Source organism: Chloroflexota bacterium (assembly GCA_011322445.1).
Taxonomy (GTDB): Bacteria; Chloroflexota; Anaerolineae; order Anaerolineales; family DRMV01; genus DRMV01.
In genome coordinates, this window is the sequence record DRMV01000047.1 from 87,957 (window position 1) to 113,361 (window position 25,405).

Below are 25,405 nucleotides of genomic sequence, written 5' to 3' on the forward strand. Positions count from 1 at the left end.
TCGTAAGCCGCCGGGGAATTATGCCCAGCCCTGGTTTTTCACGAAATCGGTGACGAGCGGAATGTCGAAGTCTTTGCCCTGATAAGCCTTGATGCCAAGGTAAATCAGATAAATCCACCAGAACAGCGGCAGGCAGGCCAGCACGATGGTGATGCCACTGACAATGGCCAGCACGATGCCCACGATGCCCAGGATGAGTGCCTGGGCGCTGTGCTTGCGGATGAAGGGGCGGTTTTTCTTGTCTTCCATCAGCATGATGATGATGGAGACCAGCGGCGCAAACACATACGCCAGCAGCGCCCACAATTTGTCATCGCTGGTGATTTCCTCGGCGGCGGGGACTTCCTGCGGGGTTTCAAATTGCTCACTCATTCTGAAAAATCCTCCGTGAAAATGAACGAAATGCACGCTCTCGTGCAACTTGTCGGCAAGGATTGTACCATACTACCCCACCAGGAAGACCACCACCCGCCGGGGCCCGTGCACGCCGATGGTGAGGGTCATTTCGATGTCGGCAGTGCGGGAAGGGCCGGTGATGAGGGTGGTCATGGAAGCCGCCGTGACCGCGGGCAACGCGAGGGCGGTTTGCAGGTCGGGCACGATGTCGGCGGCGCGCAGCACGGCAAGGTGAATTTCGGGCAGCAGGGAAGCCGTCTGAGGGCGGCCTGGGCCCGCGGGCAGCACCAGCGTGCCCGTGGCGGCAATGCCTGCCAGCGCCCCGGTCAGCCCGGCCTGGGGAATGCCTGCCTCGTCCTCCCACGGGAAAGCGGCGGTCGGGTGGGCGATGCCCGCGGCGTCGAGGGCGGCAACGACTTCGGGCGGAAGATGCGCCTCATCCCATGCCCACACGCGCTTCAGCCCTTCGCGCTGCAGGAAGGCCGCGATGGCTTCCCCGGCGCTCGCCATGTCGGGCACGGGCACCACTTCGCCGCCGAGGGCGGTGAGGGCGGAGGTGAAAGAATTGCGGGTTGCGGGTTGCGGGGTGTGGGAGGTGGGAGGTGAGTTGCGAATTGCGAATTGCGAGTTGCGAGTTGCGAGTTGCGAGTTGCGAGAGGCAGCCTTCACGCCGCGCAGGAAGGGGAGGGGGCTGAGGGGGGCGGCCAGACGCGCCAGGGGGCGCAGGGCTCGCTGCGCCAGGCGGAAGAGCGCCGGTTTGGTTGCCACCCGGGCGTAAAGCCCCAAAAAGGCGCGCAGCGGGTGGGGGAGCGGCGGGGGGGCGGTTTTCCCCTGCGTGGCGGCTTTGGTTGCCTGGGCGGCTTCGGTGCTCAGCCGCCGCGCCTGCAAAATCAGGTCGGGCAGGGGCACTTCCACCGGGCAGGCTTCGGCGCATGCCCCGCAGAGGGTGCAGAGGTAGGGCAGGTTGCCGTAATCTTCAAAGCCGAACAGCCCGGGCGAGATTACGATGCCGATGGGGCCGGGGTAAGGGGTGGGCTTCCCGCCGCGGCCAACGTAGGCGTGCCCGCCGATTTCCTGGAACACCGGGCAGGTGTTCAGGCACGCGCCGCAGCGGATGCAGCGCAGGCCGTCGGCCAGGGGCGTTTGCGCCATGCGGCGGCGGCCATTGTCCACAATCACCAGGTGGCGTTCCGGCGCGCCGTCGGTTTCGCCTTCCCGCCGCGGGCCGTGGATGAGGGTGGTGTAAACCGTCAAATCCTGGCCGGTGGCCGAGCGGGGCAGCAGTTCCAGCATCAGCGCCAGTTCGGTGGGGGTGCGCACCAGGCGCTCCGCGCCCATCACGGCGATGTGCAGCCGGGGCAGGGTGGTCACCATGCGCCCGTTGCCTTCGTTGGTCACGATGCAGATGCCGCCGGTTTCGGCAATGCCGAAGTTGACTCCGCTGATGCCGACGTCGGCCTGCAGGAAGGCTTCCCGCAGGTGGCGGCGGGCGGTGGCGGTCATGGCTTCCACATCTTCGGTGTAGGGCATGCCCAGCAGGTCGTGGAAGGTCTGGGCGACTTCCTGACGGCGCAGGTGCACCGCGGGGGTGATGATGTGGGCGGGGCGCTCGTGGCGCAACTGGATGATGAACTCGCCCAGGTCGGTTTCGATGACCTTGTGCCCGGCGGTTTCCAGGGCAGCGTTGAGGCCGATTTCTTCGGTGACCATGGATTTGGATTTCACCACCAGCCGCGGCCCTTCGCCCTGGGAAGCCACCAAATCGAGGACGATGCGGCGGGCTTCGGCGGCGTCGGCGGCCAGGTGCACATGGAAGCCGTTGCGGCGGGCGTTGGCGACGAACCGGTCGAAGACTTCGTCCCAGTGGGCGAGGACGTCGGCGCGTACTTCGGCGGCGCGGCGGCGCATGGTTTCCCACGGTTGGGGCAGGGAAGCGTGGGCGCGCTCGCGGGCTTCGCGGCGGCGCTCGGCGTTGGCGTCTAAGGCCGCCTGCAGCGCCGGGTTGGCTAATGCGTGACGGATAGATTGACGGAGGGTGGACATGGTGGGTGGTTGCGTGGTTACCTGGTTGCCTGGTTGAACGGGGTATTGGGGTGTTGAGGTATTGGGGTATTGGGGTATTGGGGGCGTGGGGTATTGAGGAAGGCGAATGGTGCATCCTGCATCTTGCATCCCGCATCTTGCATCATGCATCCTGCATCTTGCATCCTGCATCATCCACCGTTCACCGCTAATACCTCCGCGATATGGATCATGCGCGTCGGCACCCCGGCCCTGTTCAGCCCGCCCTGGATGTGCAGCAGGCAACTGGGGTCGGCGGTGATGCAGTATTCGGCCTCGGTGGCGGCAATGTTGGCGACTTTGCGTTCCAGCATGGCCGCGGCAATTTCGGGGAATTCGGCAGAGAACACCCCGCCGAAGCCGCAGCATTCTTCGGCGTGGGGCAGTTCCACGAATTCCGCGCCGTGCAGCGCGGCGATGAGGGCGCGCGGCTGGTGGTCCACGCCGAGGGCGCGCAGCAGGTGGCACGAGGGGTGGTAGGTGACGCGGTGGGGGAAGGCCACGCCGAGGTCGGTCACGCCGAGCACATCGACCAGAAACTCGCTAAATTCGTAGGTGCGCCCGGCTAAGGCGCGGGCGCGGGGCAGCCAGGCAGGGTCTTCGGCGAAAAGTTCGGCGTAGTGCTGGCGCAGCATGGCGGCGCAGGAACCGGCGGGCATCACCACCGGGCCTTCGTAGCCTTCCAGCACCTGAATGGTGTGCTCGGCCATGCGGCGGGCGTTTTCCCAATCGCCGGCGTTGAAGGCCGGCTGGCCGCAGCAAGTCAGCCCCTGGGGGCGCACCACCTCGGCGCCGGCGCGACGTAACGCCGTTGCGGCAGCGTCAACGATGGTGGCACGAAACGTGCCTGCCAGACAGGTGGGAAAGAGGTTAACGGTGATAGGCATGGCAGCCTCAGCAGAGAGGTGGAAGGTGAAGGGATGCTTTTATCATACCCCACGCTGGCCGTTTTGGGTATAGGCTTGTGGCGTCTGCGCCTCGCGATGGATTTTTGCGGTAAAATAAAGTAACAACGTCGCGAGGAGGTCCCTTTGATCGGTTTCTTGGTTTATCTCATCAACATTGTGGCGAACGTTCTGGAGCTCGTCGTTGTCGTGGATGCTGTGCTTTCCTTTTTCATGCACCCGTTGCATCCGGTTCGGCAGGCGTTGGGGCGCATCGTTCGTCCCCTGCTCGCACCTATTCAGCGTGTAATTCCTCCGATAGGTGGTTTTGACCTCAGTCCCATTGTGCTTATTTTCTTGATCGAGATTGTTCGCAGTGTCCTCGTTCATTTCTTGCTCGCGTTGGCATGGTGAGGGAAAACGATGAAACGAAAGTTCCGCTTTCATAACGGCAAGACGGGCTCGGCGCTGGCGGTGCGGGTGACGCCGCGGGCTTCCCGTGACGAAATTGCGGAGGTGCTGAGCGATGGCACCATTCGCATTCGCTTGACCGCTCCGCCTGTGGAGGGGAAGGCCAACAAAGCGCTCATCAAGTTCCTGGCCAAGGTGTTGGATGTCGCGCCTTCTCGCATTGAGATTGTGGCAGGGGAAGGTGGGCGCGACAAACTGGTTTCCATTGTGGATATGGATGTCGAAGCCGCGCAGCGCAAAATCATGGAACATCTGGCGCAACCTTGACACGTAGCACGTGGGAAAGCAGCCCCCCTTTGTGGGGGCTTTTTTGTCGCCAGCCTCGGGGGGTGGTGGTGCTATAATGGAAACAACCGGGCAAAGGAAGCCCAATGCCTGATTTGTGGAGGTGTGCATGACCGCTTTAGGTGCCAGCCGCGGCTTCGTTCCGCCGCCGATTACGCGCGTGGAAGAAACCGGTCTCTCTTCCCTCTGGCTGCAGGACCTCGCTTTGAAAATTCTTTATTTTCAGGGGTATTTGACGGGCTATGACATTGCCGAGGCCATGGCTTTACCTTTCACCGGCCTGGTTGATCAATTGTTGGATACGCTCAAGCGGGAAAAATTAATCGAGGTGAAGGCCTCGCGCGGCGGCCTGGGATCGGGGGTTTATGAATATGCCATTACGGAGGCCGGGCTGCGGCGGGCGCGTGAGGCACTGGCGCGGAGTCAGTATGCCGGGCCTGCACCGGTGCCTTTGCATGTTTACAACGAAGCCATGCGTAAACAGAGCCGCTCGCGCATGACGGTGACGCCGCGGGTGATGCGAAAGGCTCTGGCTTCGCTGGTGCTTTCTGAAAAGACCTTCCACCGCATTGGCCCGGCGGTCAATTCGGGGGCTTCCATTTTTCTCTACGGCCCACCGGGCAACGGCAAGACCACCATCGCCCGCGCCATTGGCGATATGGTGCTCTCTGAGGCAATTTATATTCCTTATGCCTTGTATGTCGATGGGCAGGTCGTGACCCTTTACGACTCGGTCAACCACAAGCGTGCCCCTGACGAGGATGCTACCGGCCACGGCACGGGTTCGTTGCGTGCCAGCAAGCGCCGCGACCCCCGCTGGGTGCGTATCCATCGCCCTTTCATCATGGTGGGCGGCGAGTTGACGCTGGCCAACCTGGACCTGATTTTCGATGATGTCAACAAGTTCTACCAGGCACCTGTGCAGGTCAAGGCCAACGGCGGCATTTTGCTGGTGGACGACTTTGGCCGCCAGCAGGTGCGCCCGCGCGATTTGCTCAACCGCTGGATTGTGCCGCTGGAAAACCGCATCGACTACCTGACCCTGCACACGGGCCGGAAGATTGAAGTGCCTTTCGACGTCCTGGTGGTCTTTTCGACGAACTTGCCCCCTAAAGACCTGGTCGATGAAGCCTTTTTACGGCGGCTGCGCCACAAAATTTACATCGGCGACCCCTCTTACGGCGAATATCGGGAGATCTTCCGCCGGGTGGCGCAGGCCAAGGGCGTGGCTTACAGCGACCAGGGGCTGGCTTACCTCTTGCAAGAGTGGTACATCAAGCGCGGACGAAAATTGCGCGCTTCGCATCCGCGTGATATCTGCGACCAGATCATCGACATTGCTCGCTACCGTGGCATTGAACCGACGATGACGCGGGAACTCATCGACCAGGCTGCGGCAGCCTATTTCGTGGATCTTTAGGTTATGTTACCTCTTTGGAAGAACTTGCCCCGCCCCGTGATCATTGCCCACCGGGGAGCATCGCATGATGCCCCGGAAAACACTTTGGCGGCCTTCCGCCTGGCCGTGCGCCAGCACGCCGAAGCGGTGGAACTGGACGCCAAACTGACGCGCGATGGCCGCATTGTGGTGATGCATGACAACACCGTAGACCGCACGACCAACGGCCACGGTGCGGTGCGCAAAATGGATTGGGCTGCCCTGCGTGCCCTCAGCGCGGGGGGGGAACCCGGCGACCCCGAAACCGCCATCCCTTTGCTGGCAGAAGTGTTGCAGGCCGTGACGCCTGATCTGCTGGTGAACATCGAACTGACGAATTACGCTGCACCTTTCGATGCCCTCCCGGTCAAGGTGGCCGACCTGGTTGTCGCCCTTGGTGTCACCGACCGGGTGTGGGTGTCGTCCTTCAACCCGCTGACCTTGCTGCGCTTTGCGCGTCGCCTGCCGGAAGTGCCGGTGGGCTTTCTGGTTGACGTGCGTCGCCCGTGGCTGTATCGCCTTTTTCATCGCGTGGTGCCCCACGCCCTGGTGGAGCCGCACCGGGCGCTGGTCACGCCGGAAGCCGTGCGCCGCTGGCATGCTGCGGGCAAGGCCGTGGCCGTTTATACGGTGAACGATGCCGCTGAAATGGAGCGCCTCTTCGCCTGGGGTGTGGATGGCATCTACACCGACAACCCGCGCCTGGCGCGTGAGGTGCGGGCTTCTTTCCTGGCCCGTTTGTCTTGAGGCCGTTCCGCCGGGTGTTTGCAGCGGGCGGCCTTACCGAGAGAGGCTGATTTTCACCAGGGGCGTGGAAATCGGCAGCCCCGAGGGCTTTTACGCCTCGGGCCAGGTGCATGTTGGTCTCTGGAGGAGAAATGCGCCCTTCCCGCCGCTGGGCCAAAGCCGCCCTGTTGGTGGCTTTGGTGGTTTGGCTTGTGCCACTGCACGCACAGGCCCAGCCCGCGTCTGAAACTTCGCCTGAGCAGTGCGCTCGGCAAATTCTGGCGCGCCTCTCGCCCGAAGAGCGGGTGGGGCAGTTGTTTTTGGTGGCCTTTCAGGGGGATGCCCAGGCTTCCGACGCGCCGGTTTATCATTTGATTGCGCAGGCCCATGTGGGTGGGGTGGTGCTGCTGCGCGCCAACGACAACATCCCCGGCGGCGAGGATGCCCCCCAGGCGCTGCAAGACGAAATTCGCGGCCTGCAGCGGGCGGTGTGGGTGGAAGCCCAACAGGAAAGCCTTGACCCCGAAAGCGGTGAAGCCCGCTACCCGCCTTACGTCCCGTTGCTGATTGCCACCGCTCAGGATGGCGACGGTTACCCCTATGACCAGATTTTGGAAGGCATGACGCCGCTGCCCAGCCCTCTGGCAATTGGCGCGACATGGCAGCCAGGGCTGGCGCGGGCGGTGGGGGAAGTGTTGGGGCGGGAAACCGCTGCTTTGGGCATCAACCTGCTACTCGGCCCCCCGCTGGACGTGGCCGCCACGCCTCACCCCGGCAGTCCTGGCGATCTGGGCATTGACACGTTCGGCGGCGACCCCTATTGGGTGGGCCAGATGGGGAAGGCGTACATTCAAGGCGTGCATCAGGGCAGCAGCGGGCACGTCGCGGTGGTGGTCAAACACTTCCCCGGCTACACCGGCTCCGACCGTTCGCCTGCTGAAGAGGTCGCGACGGTTCGCAAGTCGTTGGAGCAACTCAAGCAAATCGAACTGGCGCCCTTTTTTGCCGTGACCTCGGCAGCCAACCCGGCTCAGGTGGCCGATGGCCTGCTGGTTTCCCACATTCGCTATCAGGGCTTCCAGGGAAATATTCGCGCCACGACCCGGCCGGTCAGCCTGGACCCGCAGGCGTTTACCCAACTGATGGCGCTGCAACCGTTCGCGGCCTGGCGTTCCCACGGGGGGCTGACGGTGAGCGACGACCTCGGCAGCCGAGCCATCCGCCGCTTTTATGATCCCACCGAGCAGCGTTTCGATGCTTTCCTGGTGGCGCGCGATGCCCTTTTGGCGGGCAACGATTTGCTCTATTTGGGCATGGGGTTTCACGACCCCAACGACCCTGACCAGCCCACCACGGTGCTCAACACGCTGAAATACTTTTCCCAGAAATATCGCGCCGACCCCGCCTTTGCCCAGCGGGTGGATGCCGCGGCGCTGCGGGTGTTGACTTTGAAATGCCGCCTTTTCGGCAGTTTTACCCTCAGCGCTGTGCAACCGCAGCCTGATGCCCTGGCGGTATTGGGCAAGGGCAGCGATGTCACTTTTCAGGTGGCGCAACAGGCGGCCACGCTGATTTCCCCCGCGCCCACCGACCTGGAAAGCGTGTTGCCTTCCCCGCCGCAGCGCGGTGAGCACATTGTGCTGCTTTCGGAGGGGCTTTCGTATCGCCAGTGTAGCACGTGCCCGCCCCAGGAGGCGCTTTCGCCGGGTGACTTCCAGCAGGTGTTGCTGCGGCTTTATGGGCCGGGCAGTGGTCAGCAGGTGCGCCCGCAAGATTTTACCCCCCTCACGTTTGCCCAACTGGAAGCCTGGCTGGACGACCCGGCCGCCCACCCTTCGGTGCGGGAGAGCCTGCGGCGCGCGGATTGGGTGGTGGTGGGGCTGCTGGATGTCAACCCCCACGACCCCGCTTCGCGGGCTTTCCGGCATTTGCTCGATGCCCAGCCCGGCCTGTTGCGCAACAAGAAAGTGGTGGTGTTTGCTTTCAACGCACCTTACTATCTGGATGCGACCGACATTTCCAAACTTTCGGCCTATTACGGCTTGTATAGCAAGGCGCCGCCTTTTGTGGAGGCAGCCGCCCGTTTGCTCTTCCGGGAAATTGCGCCGCAGGGGGCGTTGCCGGTGTCGGTGGGTGGGGTGGGTTACGACCTGATCACGGCGACTTCCCCCGACCCGCAACAGGTCATTCCCCTGACGTGGGATTTCCCGCCGCCGCAAGAGGCCTCGGCGGCTGCCACCCCCTCGGTGACCGGGCCCCTGCGGGTGCAGCCCGACCAGACCGTGCCGGTGCGCACTGGCGTCATCGTCGATCACAACGGTCACCCGGTGCCCGACGGCACGGTGGTGCGTTTTTTGCTCACCACCCCCGGCGGCGATCAGGTGCAGCAAAGTGTGGAAGTCACCACCACCGACGGCATTGCCCGGGCTTCGTTCCAGGTGGCTGAACCCGGCTTGTGGGAAATCCGCGCCCAGAGCGACCCGGCGCGGCAATCGCAGGTGTTGGCGATTGAAGTGCCCGGCAAACCGGGGGAAGCCACGGCTTCGCCGCAGGTCGTGGTGGTAGCCGGAACGCCGCGGCCGGCTGCCACGCCCACGCCCACGGAGGGCGTGTTGGCCCCGCCGCAGCATCGCCGGGTGGAGGGGGTGGACTATTTGGCTGCTCTGCTGGTGGCGTTGTTGGTGGGGTGGGGGGCTTATCGCGCCGCGTTGCAGCAGGGTATGGCCCGCTGGGGCGTGCGCTGGGGCTTGCTGGCTTTCGCTGGGGGGATGGCGGCTTATGTGGTGCTGGCCGTGGGTGGGAAGGCCATGACCGCCGCACTGGAACGCTGGGGGTATGCTGTCGCTCCCGGCGCGGCGTTGGTCGGCGCGCTGGTGGGGCTGGCCGTGGGCCTGGTGTGGCGCGCACTGGCCCGCCATTCGCGGCGCGAGTAGTGGACTTTCCCCATAGATTGCCTTTGGCGCTGGTCTTATTCACATCATTTGAGGAGGAATGCCATGCCGAAAATTTACGTTGCCGGGCCGCTGTTCACCGAAGGGCAACGGTGGTTGTTGGAACGCGTCGATGCCGTGTGCCAGAAGGCGGGCTTTGAGACTTATTTGCCCCATCGCGACGCAGGGTTGTTTGACCGCGACAGCGACTCGTCGTTTTTCTTTCAGCAGGATTTGCGTCAGTTGCAGGAAGCCGCCGCGGTCGTCGCCGTGCTCAACGGCGATGATGTGGATTCCGGCACGGCGTGGGAGATGGGCTATTTTTACGCCGTGAAGGGCGGGCCGATTGTGGGGTATGTCCACGATACCCGCAAACCTCACCCTCGGGCGCAATTGAATCCCATGGTGGTGGGCAGCCTGCACGCGCTGGTGCACGATTTGGAAGCGCTGGCTGAGGTGCTCGCGGGGTTGAAGAAGGCGTAGTGTTGGTGGGCGATGCCCAGATGCCCTGTGCAGGGAGGCCGGATGCCCTGTGCGGTGATGCCCGGTAAAACGAAGCCGTCCTGAGCGGAGCGCCGCAAGGCGCGTAGTCGAAGCCGCCCTGAGCGGAGCGCCGCAGGGCGCGTAGTCGAAGCCGCCCTGAGCGGAGCGCCGCAGGGCGCGTAGTCGAAGGACGGCGGGGAAAACGAACCCCAGATTGCGCAGATTGCGCAGAAAAAAATCCACCGGTGCACACCGCTTTTCAGCGTGCGGCATGGTGATGTGCTTTGGAAAGCGGCGACTTGGCCTTCGACTTCAGCGCCTGACGGCGCTTCCGCTCAGGCCGAGTTGCCGCACGCCATAAAAAAACCTGACAGGCTTCCAAAAAACCTGTCAGGTTTTTGCGCGTGCAGGCAAGCGTTAGAGCGCGACGTCGGGAAGTTTTTGCAGTGATTTGCGGATTTCTTCCTCGGGGTAACTGTAATCTTGCAATTGGCCGCTGAGGTAGGCCTCGTAGGCGCTGAGGTCGAAGTGCCCGTGACCGGAGAAGTTGAAGACGATGACGCGCTTTTCACCGGCTTCTTTGGCCTTGAGGGCTTCGTCGATGGCAACTTTGACCGCGTGGGCGGTTTCCGGCGCAGGGATGATGCCCTGGGTGCGGGCGAACAGCACGGCGGCTTCGAAGACGGCGCGCTGATGTACAGCCACCGCGTCGATGGCGCCCTGGTCGTAGAGCGCGCACACTGCCGGGGCCATGCCATGATAGCGCAACCCGCCCGCATGGATGGGCGCCGGTACGAAATCGTGGCCTAAGGTGTGCATTTTGACGATGGGGGTGATTTTGCCGGTGTCGCCGTAGTCGTAGGCGTAGAGACCTTTGGTGAGTGTGGGCGCTGCGGTGGGTTCCACCGCAATCACGCGGTAGTCTTTTTTCCCTTGCAGTTTATCTTTGATGAAGGGGAAAGCAAAGCCGCCGAAGTTGGAGCCGCCACCAATGCACCCGATGAGCACGTCGGGTTCCTCACCAGCCAGTTCCATTTGCTTGATGGCCTCTTGCCCGATCACCGTTTGGTGCAGCAGCACGTGGTTGAGCACCGAACCGAGGCTGTATTTCTTCTTGCCGTTGGAGGTCAGCGCGGCTTCTACGGCTTCGGAAATTGCGATGCCTAACGAGCCGGGGTTGTCAGGGTTTTCGGCCAGGATGCGGCGGCCAAACTCGGTGCGGTTGGTGGGGCTGGCAAACACCTGCGCGCCGTAGGTTTCCATGAGAATGCGCCGGTAGGGCTTTTGGTTGTAGGAAACCTTGACCATGTAAACTTCCACGTCAATGTCAAAGAAGTTGCCAGCCAGGGCAAGGGCGGAGCCCCATTGCCCCGCGCCGGTTTCTGTGGTGAGGGCGTGCACGCCCTCGGCTTTGTTGTAAAACGCCTGGGCGACGGCGGTGTTGGGTTTGTGGCTGCCGGAAGGCGAGACGCCTTCGTACTTGAAGTAGATGTGGGCGGGGGTGTCTAAAGCCTTTTCCAGCCGGCGGGCGCGGATGAGCGGGGTGGGCCGCCACAGGCGGTAAACCTCGCGCACCGGTTCCGGGATTTCAATGTAGCGCTCGGTGCTGACTTCCTGCATGATGGCCTCACGCGGGAAGAGGGCTTCCAGGAACTCGGGTGTGACCGGCTCTTTGGTGACCGGATGCAGCGGTGGCGGCAGCGGTGTGGGCAGGTCGGCTGCGATGTTGTACCAGAACTTGGGCAGATCGGCTTCGGAAAGCAGGAAACGATATTGGTCGGACATGCTACACCTCCGTTGAAAATTGGGCGGGTTGTGACGGTCTTAAGCCAATGGGCTGGGCGAACTGCGGTGTTTAACGCAAAACGCGTTCGTCCCGTTTGGGGACGAACGCGTGGTGAGCGTCCGCGGTGCCACCCCGGTTAGGCCGGCGCGCCGTTAAACAAAAAGCCCGCCGTGAAGCGACGGGGAAGGGTCGGAACACTGGCAAGCCAGCCTCACTCGTTTCGGGTACGGCGGGCGCGTGTGCGCCGCGCTTATACCCTTTGCCTTGATAACGGTGGCAACTCCGGCACGGGCTACTGCCCTGGGGGTTCGCCCGGCGGCTCTGAGGCCCATTCGGCGTTGGCGTGCAGGCCGGCTCTCACCTTCCCCGGCTCTCTGTGCTGCCGTGTCAACGCTTACTCGTCCTCTTCACAGCCTTTAGGTGTGTAGGGGTTGTTGGCGCAAGTTATACGCGCAAACAGGGCTGGTGTCAAGAGTAGGCGCGCAAATTGCCAGGGAATTCGCGAAAAGCCGCCCGGGTAAGCCTTGGGGCCAGAGAGGGGCTTCCCTTTTTGGGCGTTGGGACGGAAGTTGGGCTTGTGGCGAGCGAAGGTGGTGGAATGGGATGGCCCATGAAAAGTTGACTTTTAAGGGCGAGTTTGTGGGCGGTTTGTGGTAGAATGAAACTTGATGAAAAACAAGGGTAAACCTTCGTCACGCCCCACTTTGGCGTGGCGGGAGCAACTGGCGGCATGGGGGGTGCTGGAGTTCATCAGCCGCCTGGGAGGCCATGTAGTGGTCTTCCTTTTGATTGGGGCTGCTGTGTGGTTTTTGCACCGCAGCCATTTGCCGCGCTTGTTGGCGGCGCCGGCTGGTGAAACGGCGCTGGCGGCTGAGGCGGCCACGCCCGAGACGGCCGTGCCGACGCCGGGGGCTGCGATGCCGCCGTATGTGGGGGCTTCTTCGCCCATCCAGGCAGTGCGCCGGAAGACTGTTTTGCACACCGACGTGCCCACGCGGCCGCGGGAAGAAGTGATCAAGTATAAAGTGCAGCGCGGCGATACCGTTTTCGGCATTGCCGAGAAGTTTGGCCTTAAGCCGGAAACCATCTTGTGGGGCAATTACAACATTCTGGCCGACGACCCCCATCGACTGCGTCCGGGGCAGGTGCTCAACATTTTGCCGGTTGATGGCACCTATTACCAGTGGCATGCGGGGGATAATTTGCGCGTGGTGGCAAAATTCTTTGGCGTTAAGCCTGAAGACATCATCGATTACCCTGCCAACCACTTGCCGCCCGATACCGACCCGGAACACCCTCACATTGCGCCGGGCACATGGCTGGTCGTGCCTGGGGGGCACCGCGCGTTTGTGAGTTGGAGCGCGCCGCAGATCTCTCGCAAGAACCCCGCAGTGGCGAAAGTGTTGGGCCCGGGTTTCTGCGGCAAGGTCTATACCGGCCCGGTAGGAACGGGCACGTTCATCTGGCCCACAACTTTACACTATCTTTCGGGTTATGATTATTCGCCAGCCATCAACCATTACGGCATTGACATTGCCGGTAAGTTGGGCTATCCGGTTTACGCGGTCGACAACGGTGTGGTCGTGTATGCCGGGTGGAATAACTGGGGTTACGGCAATGTCGTGGTCATCGATCATGGCAATGGATGGCAGTCCCTCTATGCGCATTTGAGCCGCATTTTGGTGCAGTGCGGTCAGGCGGTTTATCAGGGGGATATGATTGGTGCCATCGGCAGCACGGGGAATTCCACAGGCCCCCATTTGCACTTCGAACTTCGCCACGAAAAATACGGTAAGGTCAACCCCTGGAACTTTTTGCCCAAGCCCTAAAGCCGGGTAGTTGCCTGCGAGCAAAGGCATAAAGGGGTGCTTGAACGCTATTGAGGAGGAGAAACATCATGTCGCACTTTGCCCGCACTTTTCGTCGCCTTTTTACCACGCGCTGGTTTCATGTGCTCATAGCGGCATTGTGGCTGGGGGGGCAGGTGCTTGCTGTGGCCGCGCGCCCAGCCCAGGCTTTGGGGAATGCATCGCTGGCCCCTGCTGTGGAAAGTGATGCGTTGCCGCAGGGCGTCGCGCCTGCTGCCAACGAAAAACCGCTGACCGCGCCGGCGGCCTCCGTGAGTCTGGATATGCCTTCCTCCGTTTTCCTGGGGGAAGATTTTCAGTTTACGGTGACTTTCGACAACACCGGTGACCAGCCCGGTTACGGCCCTTTCGTGGATCTGATATTCCCTGTCACAGGGCAGGATGGCGACGATGGGGTGGATTTTTTGGGCGCGACTTATTTGGGGACGGATGTCGAGAGCGTGGTGCAGACTTTCCCCGATGATGGCAGCGGGACGGGGTGTGTTTCCCATCCCTGGCTGCGCGACAACACGGGTGCGTATGTGCAGGTTTGTGGGAAGGCAGGCGACAAGTTGGTTTCCCTCGAACTGCCGTTTGGCTCTTTTGTGCCTGACCAGCCCGCCGTGAATATCACCGTCAAGGCGCATTTGAGCGACCTGGCCGACATTTCGCCCGCGCTGACCATCAAAGCCCGCGGTGGTTACATGTACGGCGCGACGCCGGAAGACGATTGGTGCTGCGGCGATACGCCGATTGCCCAGCCGAGCAGCAACGACGGCACCGGCTGGCCCAGCGGCGACGTGACGCCGGTGGTGATGACGGCGGAAAAGGCGTTTACAGGGAAAGACAACGTCTCGCCGGAAATTCCTTCGGGCGAGACCCCTGCCGAGCGTTACATCATCAGCGCAGATGTGGCTACCGGGCAAACCATCACGGATTTGCGCATCCAGGACCCACTCCCAAAGACGGTGCAATACATCAGTTATACGGTCAACGGGGCAACGGTGAAAACGGAAAATGCCTTGCCTTCGACTTCAACCCCGGGGGGAACTTTTGATATTACCCTCGATGATGTCACCGGCGTGGATGGCAACGATGTCACCGTTGAAATTTATTACTACATCCCTCGGCTGGACGCCGACGGCAACCCAACCATTGACCCCAACACCGGCGTTGCCCAGAATACCGACAATTCGGCCACTGTCACCGGAACCTGGACACCGAAAGACTCCCGTGATGGCGATACACCGGAAAGCATCACCGTGGGGCCTTTCGGGGTGTTGCAGAAGTCCCTTCAGATTCAGAAATCGGTGCGCGATCTCACCGACGCCACTTATTCGCCCAAAGATGTCGTGGAATACACCCTTGATTTTCAGGTTTCCGACTTCTTTGCTTTCGACCAGGTGGTGGTGACCGACACGCTCTCCGACGGGCAGCACTTCGACCCCTCTTTCACGCCCACGCTGGAAATCAACGGCAACACCTACGCGCTCTCGCCAGCAGCGGGCTTTGGCAGCAGCAACTATGACGTCCTCTGCAACTATACCGGCGGCCCTGGTAGCGAGTGTACGGCGGCGGATAGCAGCATAGCGGCGGGCAGCACCAAACTGGTGTTTCGCGTCTCTCAGGAAATCATCGATCGCGCGCTGGATGCCAATGGTCGCCTGGTGGGCGGTTGCGTGGATCCGGTCAACGGTAGCAATCCGCCGGACTGTGGTACCTATAATGACGGCAAGACGGAAGGCCACATTGTCTTCCGCGCCAAGATTCTAGATCAGTTTACCGACGATTACCCTTCCGGCGACCCCAGCGTGGACCAGGGTGACAAACTCGACGACCAGGCCACCATTTCGGCGCGGCTGTTGAATACCGTCGATTTTACACCGACAGGTTCCACGGTGACGGACGACGCCACGGCAGGGTTTACCATTGGCCGCGGCGAGTTGACGAAAGCGGTTTATGCCATCAACGGCAGCACCACCCTGCCCACGGACGCCAATGGCAATGTCATCATCAAGCCCGGCGACGAGGTAACGTACCGCCTGACCTACACGCTGCCTTCTTCGGATATAGAAAACCTTTCCTTTGATGATTATTTTCCCCTGCCGGTTTTCCATGTGGATGACCCCGATCAGGATGGGACTGCAGGCCCGGCGTGGAGTTTCTCGGCTGCGGGCGGCATTCCCGCGCCCGGCGTGGTGACGTTGGGGCCTTCGGATACGTTCTACCAGTACATGACTGACGGTTTGAACAACGGGACGGGGAATCTGACGGCTTCCCAGCACAACACGACCCCCACGCAGGAACCCGTTGTGGTGAGCAATACAGCAGCCAACAGCATTGCGATTTATTACGCCGATTACGACGACACGCGCGACCAGAGCACCACGGTAGATTTGCTCTTCACGGTTGTGGTCTCCGCAGATCCTTTTGCCGATGGCCTTTTCCTTACCAATCAGGCGCATGCTTATGAAGGCAGCACCAATGCTGCCGACAGTACGGCCAACGGCATCGTGCAGGTCAAACTGACCGAGCCGGTTTTGACGAGCAAGAAAGGCATTGTGTGGACGAGCAACCCCAATGCCCATTTCAGCACCGATGTGGGGCCGGCGGGGGTGACGTTTAACGACCCGAGCAACAGCCCGCGCTGGAGCGGCACGATCAACGCCGCGGGGCTGGATGCCACCCCCATCGATGCCAACGTCAGCGGCGTGGACGCTGGCGACATCGTCACCTTTGCCATCACCATTCGCAATACAGGCTCCAGCCTGAAGGGTGCTTTCGACATTCAATTGCGGGACGTGCTGGACAGCAACTATTACCAGATCCCCACGAACAGCACCGGCCTCAACCTGCAAATTTACTACGGCGATGGCAGTGGGCCGATTTCCTACACTGGCTTGGGCGGCGGGCCGGATGGCACCGATGGCACTGCGGATGACCTCTTTGGCAACGGCATCGAGTTGCAAGATCCAGTAGGGGAGGGCGTCTGTCAGGCGCACGACCCGAATTCCAACAACGATGTCATCATTATTACCTACGATCTGACCGTAAAACCGGACGTGCACCCAACCAACGACGGTCTCAACACCTCCCATCTCATGCACTATGCCGGCGCGGAAGGCGGCCCTAACCACTTGGCGGTAGACGACACCGACACGGCCCATGCAACCACCCTGGCGGGTTTTTCCAAGACGCTGGTAAACACCGAAGTGGTCACCGCCGATAACGGCAGCGGCGACGTGGTCATCGGGGAACTGGTGACCTACAAACTGACCGCGGTCGTGCCGGAAGGAGAGATACCCAATGCCCGTTTGGTGGATACGCTCGACGACGGCCTGGCTTACGTCGGCTGCACCAGCGTGACGGCCTACTCCGGCAATGCGGTCACCTCGGACGTGACCACCGATCTCGCCAGCGGCTCGGACTTCAGCGGCGTGTGTAGCAACAACGTGACCGTCGCCAACGACGGGCATAATCTCACCTTCGATTTGGGCAACATCACCAACGCCAACCGTGACGACGACAAACTCGAGACCATCAAGGTGATCTATCAGGCCGTGGTGCTGAACGTGAGCGGCAACCAGAGCGGCACGCTGCTCAACAATAGCGCCTCCTTCCTGATGGATGAAGGCAGCGGCGATGTGACATTGGGAGGGGGCAGCGCGCCAGAGGTGACCGTCAAAGAACCCACCCTCACGCTGAGCAAATCGGCAGACCCCACTGCGACCGACGCGGGCAACACGGTGACTTATACCCTGACGGTGACGAATGGGAGCGCCTCCGGTGATACCACGGCGTATGACGTGGTTTTGAGTGATAGTGTCCCGGCAGGGATGAACTACGTCTCTGGCTCCTTTGGCGTGGTTTCAGGGAGTTGTGACGTTGCGCCTACTTCGACCAGTGATACCAACGGCAGCCTGGAAGCCCAGTGGGATGCTTTCCCGGCGAACAGCAGTTGTCAGTTGACCTTCCAGGCGACGGTGGATTATGGGGTGGCACCGGGGCAAAGCATTGAGAACACGGCGCATCTTACCTGGACGAGTTTGTCTGGCGATCAAACGGCGCCGCGCTCCACTTACAACACGGCTTCCACCGAGCGCACCGGCGCGGACGGCGTTGGCGGCGCATTGAACGACTATGCTGCGGATTCCAGTGCGACGGTGACAATTCGAAACGTGGCCCCCGATAAGTATCAGAAAGGCACTTCCGAAAGTCACACCAGTGGGGCCAATCTGGCAATTGGCGAGATTGTGCGCTACCGGCTGGTGGTGGCATTGCCGGAAGGCACGTCGAAGAATTTCCAGATTCACGACAGCCTGCCAGAGGGCGTTACCTTCTTGAATGACAACACGGCCAAGGCGGCGTTTGTTTCCAACGGCACGGGGATTTCTTCTACTGGCACCGGTGTGGCTCCGGCCATTACTGATACCGATTGTTTCCTCACAGGTAACAGCGCCGACGGCACCACGCCAGCCATTCCAGACACGTGCAGCCCGCTGGCTGATGGGAATGTGAGCGCCCCTGCTGCCGTCACGCAGGACGATAACACTTTCGATACAGGCACGGATGTCTATTTCCGGTTGGGCGATTTGGAAAACCATGACAGCGATTCGGACACCGAATACGTGATCGTGGAGTTCAACGCGCTGGTTGACAACAGCAGCACGGCCAACAACACGGCAGGCGATACGCTTACCAACAACTTCACGGTGTGGATTGATGGCACCCAAAACGATGGCGCGTCCAACGACGTCACGGTCACGGTGGTCGAGCCGCACATTACGGTGGACAAGAACGTCGTCACCGCGGCGACCGATGCTGGTGATCCGATGGTTTATCGCATCAGCATTACCAATGATGCCAGTGGAGCGGATGCGGCGGCTGCATTTGACCTCTCGCTCACCGACACCTTGAGTTCGTATTTGAACCTGAACGGTGTCACAATTTACACCGACGGCACGAATGGCTCGACGACGCTGGCTGGCTCTTGTGGTGATACGCTCCAGACGGTAACGGATAATTCCGGCACGGGCACTGGCGCGACGGCAAAAGTTGACATTACTTGCTTGAACCCTGGTGAGAAGGTGGTTGTTGACATCAACGCGACCGTGGTGAACGATGTGCCTGCAGGCGTCACGATTGCCAATACGGCTAATGGTGAAGGCTCCAGCCTTCCCGGTGCGGGCACGCCAAACGGTTCGGGCAGTAACGATACGGGGTCGATGACGCCCGGCGCTTCGGGCACGACGACGGGTGAACGCACTTACTCCGATAGCAGCGCGACTTCGACGGTGTTGGCCAGACCCACCATTGACAAGTCGGTTGCCTCCACCCAATACACCATCGGCGACCAGATCACCTTCAACTTGCTCGTTACGCTGCCGGAAGGCGTGACGCAGGATCTGGAGATCTTTGACGACCTGCCGACCGGGCTGGAGTACGTCAGCCATAGCATCATCACCACGGCAGCCGCCAGCGGCGGCCTGCTGGCCGCTGACTTCAACGGCTCTTTGCCTGCCCCAACAGTCACGGCCCCCGGCGGCTCCGGCGGCGACGTCACGCTGACCTTCGGCGACACCACCGTTACCGATGACAACGACACCGATAACAACGCCTTCCTGGTGCAAATCGTGGCCCGCGTGATGAACGTCACGGACAATCAGGACGGCGACAACAAGACCAACACCGGCACGGTGCGCTGGACGAATCCCAACAATGGCAACACCGCCAGCGCCAGCGACACGGCGGCTATCAGCATCATTGAGCCGCGCATCACCACGACCAAGTCGGTCTCCCCGGCCAGCGGGGTCCAGGCAGGTGACACGCTGACCTACACGATCAAGTTCGAGAACACAGGGCACAGTGAGGCTTATGATGTGACCGCGGAAGATACCCTGGCGCAGGGTGTGAGTTACAACAGCAACTCGGCTTCCTGTACCGACGGCTCGAACAACGTGCCGGTCAGTGTGAGCGTCAACGGCAATACCCTGTCCTTTGACGGCGTGCCCGCTGGCGCTTGGGATATCCCCGCAGGCGACTACATTGAATGCACCTACACTGTCACCGCGCAGGATAGCCTGTACGTGGACGGCGACCATACCAATACGGTGGATGCGGACTGGAGTTCCCAAGACGGCACGCCCAGCGCGCCCGATGTGGAACGCGTGTATGACGACACGACGACATACAACTTCGATGGCACGCAGGATACCGCTTCGGCTGCTTTCCAGGTGGCTGCGCCCACGCTGCAAAAGGACGATGGCGGCGTTTCCCAAACCCTTATCGGCGATACCATCCACTTCACGCTGACCATCACCAGCCCCAAGGGCACGCTTCGCGATGCTGTGGTGACCGATCACTTGCCGGAAGGCTTGACTTACGTGAGCGGTTCTCAGCAAGACAACGGCGCGCTTTCCACCACGCCCACATTTACGGTCACCAACAATGCCGATGGCACGACCACATTGAAGTGGGATTACGGCGCGACGCCTGTGGCGCAGTCCAGCCCCTTGACCATCGAATACGATGCAGTGGTGGCAAACGTAGCCAGCAATCAGGATCTCACCACGCTGACCAACGACGTTTATTTGAATTACACCAATGCGGCGGGCTCCGATCAGCAGTTGCACGATAGCGAGTCTTCCCAGGTGACGGAAGCCAGCCTGACCATTGACAAAAGCGTGAGCGTGATTTCGCCGCAGATCGACGCGGGCGGTCAGGTGAACTACACCATCACCATCGAAAACCCCAACGATGGCAGCAGCCACGCCACGGCTTACGATGTGCATTTTGCCGACGATTTGCCTTCCCAGGTGACGCTGGAGACGACTTCGGTGAGCGTTTCGGGCGGCACGGTGGAAGCAAACAACACTTCGGGCAACAAAGTGGATGTCACCATCAGCGATATCGCGGTGGGTGGCTCCGTGACCATCACTTACTCGGCCACGCTGAACACCAGCGTGACGCCGCAGCAGTTGATCGAAAACACCGGCGACCTGGACTGGACGAGTCAGCCCGGAAGCAACGCGAACGAGCGCACCGGCGCCGACGGCGCAGGCGGGTTGAATGACTACGCGGTCTCGGATACGGCCAGTTTCACCAGCGACGACGCGACCGCGTTGGATAAACTTACGCCTTCTCCCACTCAGTACACCATCGGGCAGGAAGTCACCTTTGACCTGGTAGTGACCCTGAACGAAGGCACCACACCTTCGCTGGTGGTGACGGATGACCTACCGAACGGCCTGGAGTACGTCAGCCACAGCATCGTAACCAGCGGTGCCCCGCTCACTAAAGCCTTCAGCGATCCCGCTGAGGTGAACAATCCCACCGTCACGGTGACCTCGGGTGATGGCGGCGGCATCACATTGGACTTTGGCGATGTGACCGTTACCGGCAACAATGACACCGACGACAACAGCTTTGTCGTGCGGGTGGTGGCCCGCGTGGTGAACGACAACACATACAAATCGGGCGACACCCTGACCAATCATGCCACGCTGCAATATACCAACGGTCAGGGGAACGCCCAAACCCTCACGGATTCCGAGAGCATCACCCTGGTGGAGCCGCAGATCACCACCACCAAATCGGTTTCCCCGAGCAGCGGCGTGCAGGCGGGCGACACTTTGACCTACACGTTGCAGTTCTCGAACACTGGGAACAGCACGGCCTACGATGTCACCGCCGACGACGCTTTGCCTAACGGTGTGACCTACACCACGGGTTCCGTGGCCTGTCAGGACGACGGCGGCAATACTGTTCCCGCGACCGTAACGGCCAGCGGCCAGAACCTGCACTTCGATGGCAGCCCCGCGGGCGCATGGGATATTCCGGCCAATGGCTACATTGAGTGCCACTACACGGCCACGGCAAACAGTGATATTCCGTTGGGTGGGTCGTTTACCAACACCGCAGACGCCGACTGGAGCTCGTTGGACGGCACTGTGAACGGCGAGCGCATTTACAACGATACTGCCGGGACGCCTCAGGATGGCACGCAAGACGAGGCCAGCGCGACGTTCACCACCGATCAGCCTTCTACGGTGGACAAAGACGATGGCGGTGTGACCCAAACCATGATTGGCGACACCATCCATGTCACCATCAGGGTTTCCAGCCCCACCGGCCAACTGGCGAACACGGTGGTCACCGACGTGCTGCCGGAAGGCATGAAATACCTCGCCGGCTCTCAGAGCACCAGCGGCATCTCGGCCGCGACGTTCACGATCAGCGGCCCCAACGACGGCACGGCTTCGACGACTTTGACGTGGGACTTCGGCACCGCCACGGTTTCCAGTTCGCCCTTTACCATTTCTTACGACGCGGTGGCGACCAACACCAGCGGCAATGTGGACGGTACCAACCTGGTGAACGACGTGACGTTCTCGTATGACGATGCGGATGGCACCACGCATACCCTGACGGATTCCGACGATACTACCATTGTGGAAGCCGCGCTGACGGTTGATAAGCTGATTTCCAGCATCGACGCCACCCAAGATGCCGGTGACACCGTAACCTACCGCGTGACCATTACCAACCCCAACGCATCCAGCAATGCCCCGGCATACGACGTCCATTTCGCCGACACCCTGCCCGCGGCGGTGGCGTTGGATACCGCCTCCGTGTCGGTTACTTTGAACGGCGGGGCAACCGGCATGACCAACAACTCCAGCGGCAATGACGTGGACGTCACCATTGACAACGTCCCGCTGGATGCCTCGGTGGTCATCGAATACAAAGCCACGCTGCAAGATAGCGTGACGCCTTCCGAACTGATTGCCAACACCGCCCACACGACCTGGACTTCCCAGCCCGGCGCGAACGCCGACGAGCGCACCGGCAGCGACGGCGCGGGCGGTTTGAACGACTACGTTGCCAGCGATACGGCATCCTTCAATGTCCACGACCCCTACTACAGCAAGTCACTGGAAAGCACCTCGGAAGCCAGCACGCTGGACCCCAATGTCACCATTGGTGAAGTCTTGACCTTTGTCCTCAACGTCACCTTACCGGAAGGCACCACGCCGTCGCTCCATATCGTGGATAACCTCCCTGATGGCCTGGAATACGTCGTCGGCTCGGTGCAGGTGGATACGACCGGCTTCAACGGCACGGTGCCCGCGCCCACTGTCGCCCCCAGCGGCTCGGCTTCCAGCGGGCAGGACATCACGATAGATTTCGGCCAGATCACGGTGGCTTCCGATAACGACGACACCAACAACACCTTCAAAGTGCACTTCCAGGCCGTGCTTGTGGATGAAAGCGGCAACCAGAACGACAACACCCTGACCAACAATGCCACAATGCAAATTGGCAATGGCGCACCCGTTACGACCAACGATGTCGCCGTGAATGTGGTGGAACCCGACCTCTCGGTCACGAAGGCGGTGAGCAACGCCACACCGGCCTATGGCGAAACGCTGAATTACACGCTCACCGTGGCGCACACGAGCGATAGCACGGCAGATGCCTTTGATGTGGAAGTCACCGATGTTATTCCCGTCGGGCTGACCTATGTGACCGGCTCTGCCACAACGCCAACAGGCTGGGTGGTTTCCTACAATGCTGCCACCCACACCCTGACCTGGAAAGGCGATTTGTCTCGCGCAACCGGCTCGGTACAACTGACTTACCAGGCCAAAGTGGACGGCCCGCCCGCACCACCGAATATCGGCGACACTTTGAGCAACACGGCGCAGGCAACCTGGACTTCGTTGCCTGGCTCGGATGCCAACGAGCGGACCGGCGCTGGTGGCGTGGACGACTATGCCAGCGACGCTACGGCGGACGTCACGGTAACCGCGCCGAATCTTACCCTTTCCAAGGATGATGGCGGTGTGTCTTCGGCAGCAGGCCAGGTGATTGTGTACCACCTGAACTACGCCAACACCGGCAACGTTGAAGCCACCGGTGTGACCATCACAGAGACCGTCCCCGCCAATGCCACTTTCAACGCGGCCAGCAGCACGACGGGATGGAGTTGCTTGGACGGCGCGACAACCGGTACGGTTTGTACGTTCTCGGTAGGCACGGTAGCCGCAGGCGCCAGCGGCACGGTGGACTTTGCCGTGCATGTGGATGACCCGCTGCCGGCGGGCGTGGGGCAGGTGAGCAACACGGCTGTCATTGCCGATGATGGTACCCACGGCCCCGAAAGCACCACCGACGATAACACGGCCAGTGATACCACCCCTGTTGCCGCTGCACCTGACTTGCAAATTACCAAGACCGACGGCGTCGAAGTGGTGGCTGCTGGTAGTCAACTGACTTACACCCTCACTGCCACCAACGTCGGCACTCAACACGCCACGAATGTGGTCATTACCGACACCATCCCCGACCATACCACCTTTGTCTCCGCCAGCAACGGCGGCACTTACGACGACACGACCCGCACGGTCACCTGGCCGACGCTGGATCATCTGAACGTTGGGGAGGCCGTCACTTATACGGTCACTGTGACCGTGGGCGACCCACTGGCAGCAGGTGCGACTGCAATTACCAACCGCGCTGAAGTGCAGGATGATGGCGCAAACGGCAGTGACCTCGATCCGGCAGATAACGTTGCTGTGGATGTGGATAGTGTCACCACAGGCTCGAAGTCTTATCAAGGTTCCAACCAGGCCTTCACGACCGACCCCGACGCGGCCATTGGTGAATTCCTGACTTACGAAGTGACGCTCACAGTGCCGGCAGGGCGGACGTTGAGCAATGTTACCCTCACCGATGTCCTCGGGCGCGGGTTGGCCTTTGTTTCCTGTGAGAGCGTTGACCTCGATGGCGTGATTTCCACGGCGGGCAACGCCGTGGCGCTGTGCAACGACCCCACGAACCCCACTGTGAGTGCTTACCCCACGGGGAGCGCGGCTGCGGAAGATCAGGGCCGTGAGGTTGTGTGGCACTTCGGTGACCTGACCAATGGCAGCACGACCGATGCCACGGTCACTGTGCGCTATCAAGTGGTTGTGCTGGATAGCGCCGAAAATCAGAGCGGCGTCTCGCTTAACAACCAGGCTGTCTGGCAATGGACGGGTGGAGAAGTTTCGGGTAGTGCAACCCCTGTGACCGTGCGGGAGCCCGATCTTGCCATCAAGAAGTTTGCTTCCCCGCGTGTGGTGTTGCCTGGAGAGCCTATTACCTTCACCCTGGAAATTGCTCACACAGCGGAAAGCGAAACCAATGCGTATGACGTGGTGGTGACCGACGAGTTGCCGTACAAGTTACGTTACGTTGATGCGAGCCTGACGGTTGTCGATGGTCCAACCCCCACCAGTATGGCTTACGATGCGACCACGCACACCATCACCGTGACGTGGGATGAATTCCCGCTTGGCAGCACGGCGCGCATCCGGTTCCAGGCTACCTTGCATACCAGTAGAGGGCACAGTGCGACCAACACTGCTTCTGTGGCGTGGTCGAGTCTGCCCGGCGATGTTAGCGCGCCGCAATCGAATTACAACACCCTTTCGCACGAGCGGCAATACGACCCCCTTAGCCCTGTGGACGTATACAGCCATGAGGACAGCATCAGTGTGATGATGGCGTTGCCCGACACGGGCTTTGCTCCTGGGCGGGTGACCACGCTGCCCGAGCAAAAAGTGGCTTATGACAAACTGGATGGGTTGATTCTGGAAATCCCCAAGTTGGGCGTGCGGGTGCCGATTGTGGGTGTGCCGCGCGACGACAAAGGCTGGAATTTGACCTGGCTGTGGGACGAGGCGGGTTGGCTGGAAGGCACGGCCTTCCCAACCTGGGAAGGGAACACAGCCCTGACCGGGCATGTTTACCTGCCCGATGGCGAACCTGGCCCCTTTGTCCACCTGTACGACTTGCGCTGGGGCGATCAGGTCTTCATCGACGCAGACGGCAAGCGCTACGTTTACGAAGTGCGCGATGTCAGGCTGGTGGAGCCCAACGATGCCTCCGTGCTTGGGCATAAGAATCGGGACTGGGTGACGCTCATCACCTGCAAAGGCTACGACGAGGCCAGGGGCAGTTATGACTATCGCGTCGTGGTGCAGGCGGTGTTGATGAAAGTGGAACCTGAACCGTAACCTGCCCGCATTTGTGTGTTCCCCCCGCCGAGGGGC

General features: G+C 61.2%; 11 protein-coding genes and 1 pseudogene. 8 read left to right on the forward strand and 4 right to left on the reverse strand.

All coding sequences use genetic code 11. The annotated features are described in order from the left end of the window. Positions 1 to 18: 18 nt before the first annotated feature. The 3 genes from ENJ54_10385 to ENJ54_10395 form a co-directional block, all read right to left on the reverse strand. Positions 19 to 372, reverse strand: a complete 354-nt coding sequence (locus tag ENJ54_10385) for a DUF4870 domain-containing protein (protein ID HFC10239.1) — start codon at positions 370 to 372, stop codon at positions 19 to 21. A 72-nt stretch (positions 373 to 444) separates the two neighbouring features. Beyond that, positions 445 to 2,613, reverse strand: a complete 2,169-nt coding sequence (locus tag ENJ54_10390; protein HFC10240.1) for an iron-sulfur cluster-binding protein — start codon at positions 2,611 to 2,613, stop codon at positions 445 to 447. Continuing rightward, the gene (locus tag ENJ54_10395; GenBank protein HFC10241.1) at positions 2,610 to 3,344 is read right to left on the reverse strand and encodes a (Fe-S)-binding protein; all 735 of its coding nucleotides are present in this window, start codon (positions 3,342 to 3,344) and stop codon (positions 2,610 to 2,612) included. Before ENJ54_10395 ends, ENJ54_10390 begins: the two co-directional genes overlap by 4 nt. 144 nt (positions 3,345 to 3,488) lie before the next feature. Here ENJ54_10395 and ENJ54_10400 point away from each other — a divergent pair, with 144 nt between their 5' ends. The 6 genes and pseudogenes from ENJ54_10400 (at position 3,489) to ENJ54_10425 (ending at position 9,674) form a co-directional block, all read left to right on the forward strand. Beyond that, a complete protein-coding gene (locus tag ENJ54_10400) occupies positions 3,489 to 3,755 on the forward strand; it encodes a YggT family protein (GenBank protein HFC10242.1) in 267 nt (88 codons plus the stop codon). A gap of 9 nt (positions 3,756 to 3,764) precedes the next feature. Then, positions 3,765 to 4,079 (forward strand): DUF167 domain-containing protein, encoded by a 315-nt coding sequence (locus ENJ54_10405; protein HFC10243.1) that lies wholly within the window; start codon positions 3,765 to 3,767, stop codon positions 4,077 to 4,079. A 154-nt stretch (positions 4,080 to 4,233) separates the two neighbouring features. Next, positions 4,234 to 5,517: pseudogene (locus tag ENJ54_10410) on the forward strand (ATP-binding protein). A 3-nt stretch (positions 5,518 to 5,520) separates the two neighbouring features. After that, on the forward strand, positions 5,521 to 6,282 hold the full coding sequence (locus ENJ54_10415; GenBank protein ID HFC10244.1) for a glycerophosphodiester phosphodiesterase: 762 nt from the start codon (positions 5,521 to 5,523) through the stop codon (positions 6,280 to 6,282). Positions 6,283 to 6,392: 110 nt separating this feature from the next. Beyond that, positions 6,393 to 9,194, forward strand: a complete 2,802-nt coding sequence (locus ENJ54_10420) for a hypothetical protein (GenBank protein HFC10245.1) — start codon at positions 6,393 to 6,395, stop codon at positions 9,192 to 9,194. A 63-nt stretch (positions 9,195 to 9,257) separates the two neighbouring features. Next, positions 9,258 to 9,674 carry a hypothetical protein gene (locus tag ENJ54_10425; GenBank protein ID HFC10246.1) on the forward strand — a complete coding sequence of 139 codons (417 nt, stop codon included), beginning with the start codon at positions 9,258 to 9,260 and terminating at the stop codon, positions 9,672 to 9,674. Positions 9,675 to 10,091: 417 nt separating this feature from the next. On the opposite strand, the gene ENJ54_10430 is transcribed toward ENJ54_10425, so the two are convergent. Further along, positions 10,092 to 11,459: a TrpB-like pyridoxal phosphate-dependent enzyme gene (locus ENJ54_10430; GenBank protein HFC10247.1), complete on the reverse strand. Its 1,368-nt coding sequence runs from the start codon at positions 11,457 to 11,459 to the stop codon at positions 10,092 to 10,094. A 669-nt stretch (positions 11,460 to 12,128) separates the two neighbouring features. Between ENJ54_10430 and ENJ54_10435 the strand changes: the two genes are divergently transcribed. Together ENJ54_10435 and ENJ54_10440 are read left to right on the forward strand one after the other, a co-directional pair. Next, positions 12,129 to 13,289, forward strand: coding sequence for a LysM peptidoglycan-binding domain-containing protein (locus tag ENJ54_10435; GenBank protein ID HFC10248.1), 1,161 nt, complete (start codon positions 12,129 to 12,131; stop codon positions 13,287 to 13,289). Positions 13,290 to 13,357: 68 nt separating this feature from the next. Next, a complete protein-coding gene (locus ENJ54_10440) occupies positions 13,358 to 25,369 on the forward strand; it encodes a sortase (GenBank protein HFC10249.1) in 12,012 nt (4,003 codons plus the stop codon). The last annotated feature ends 36 nt before the right edge of the window (positions 25,370 to 25,405 follow it).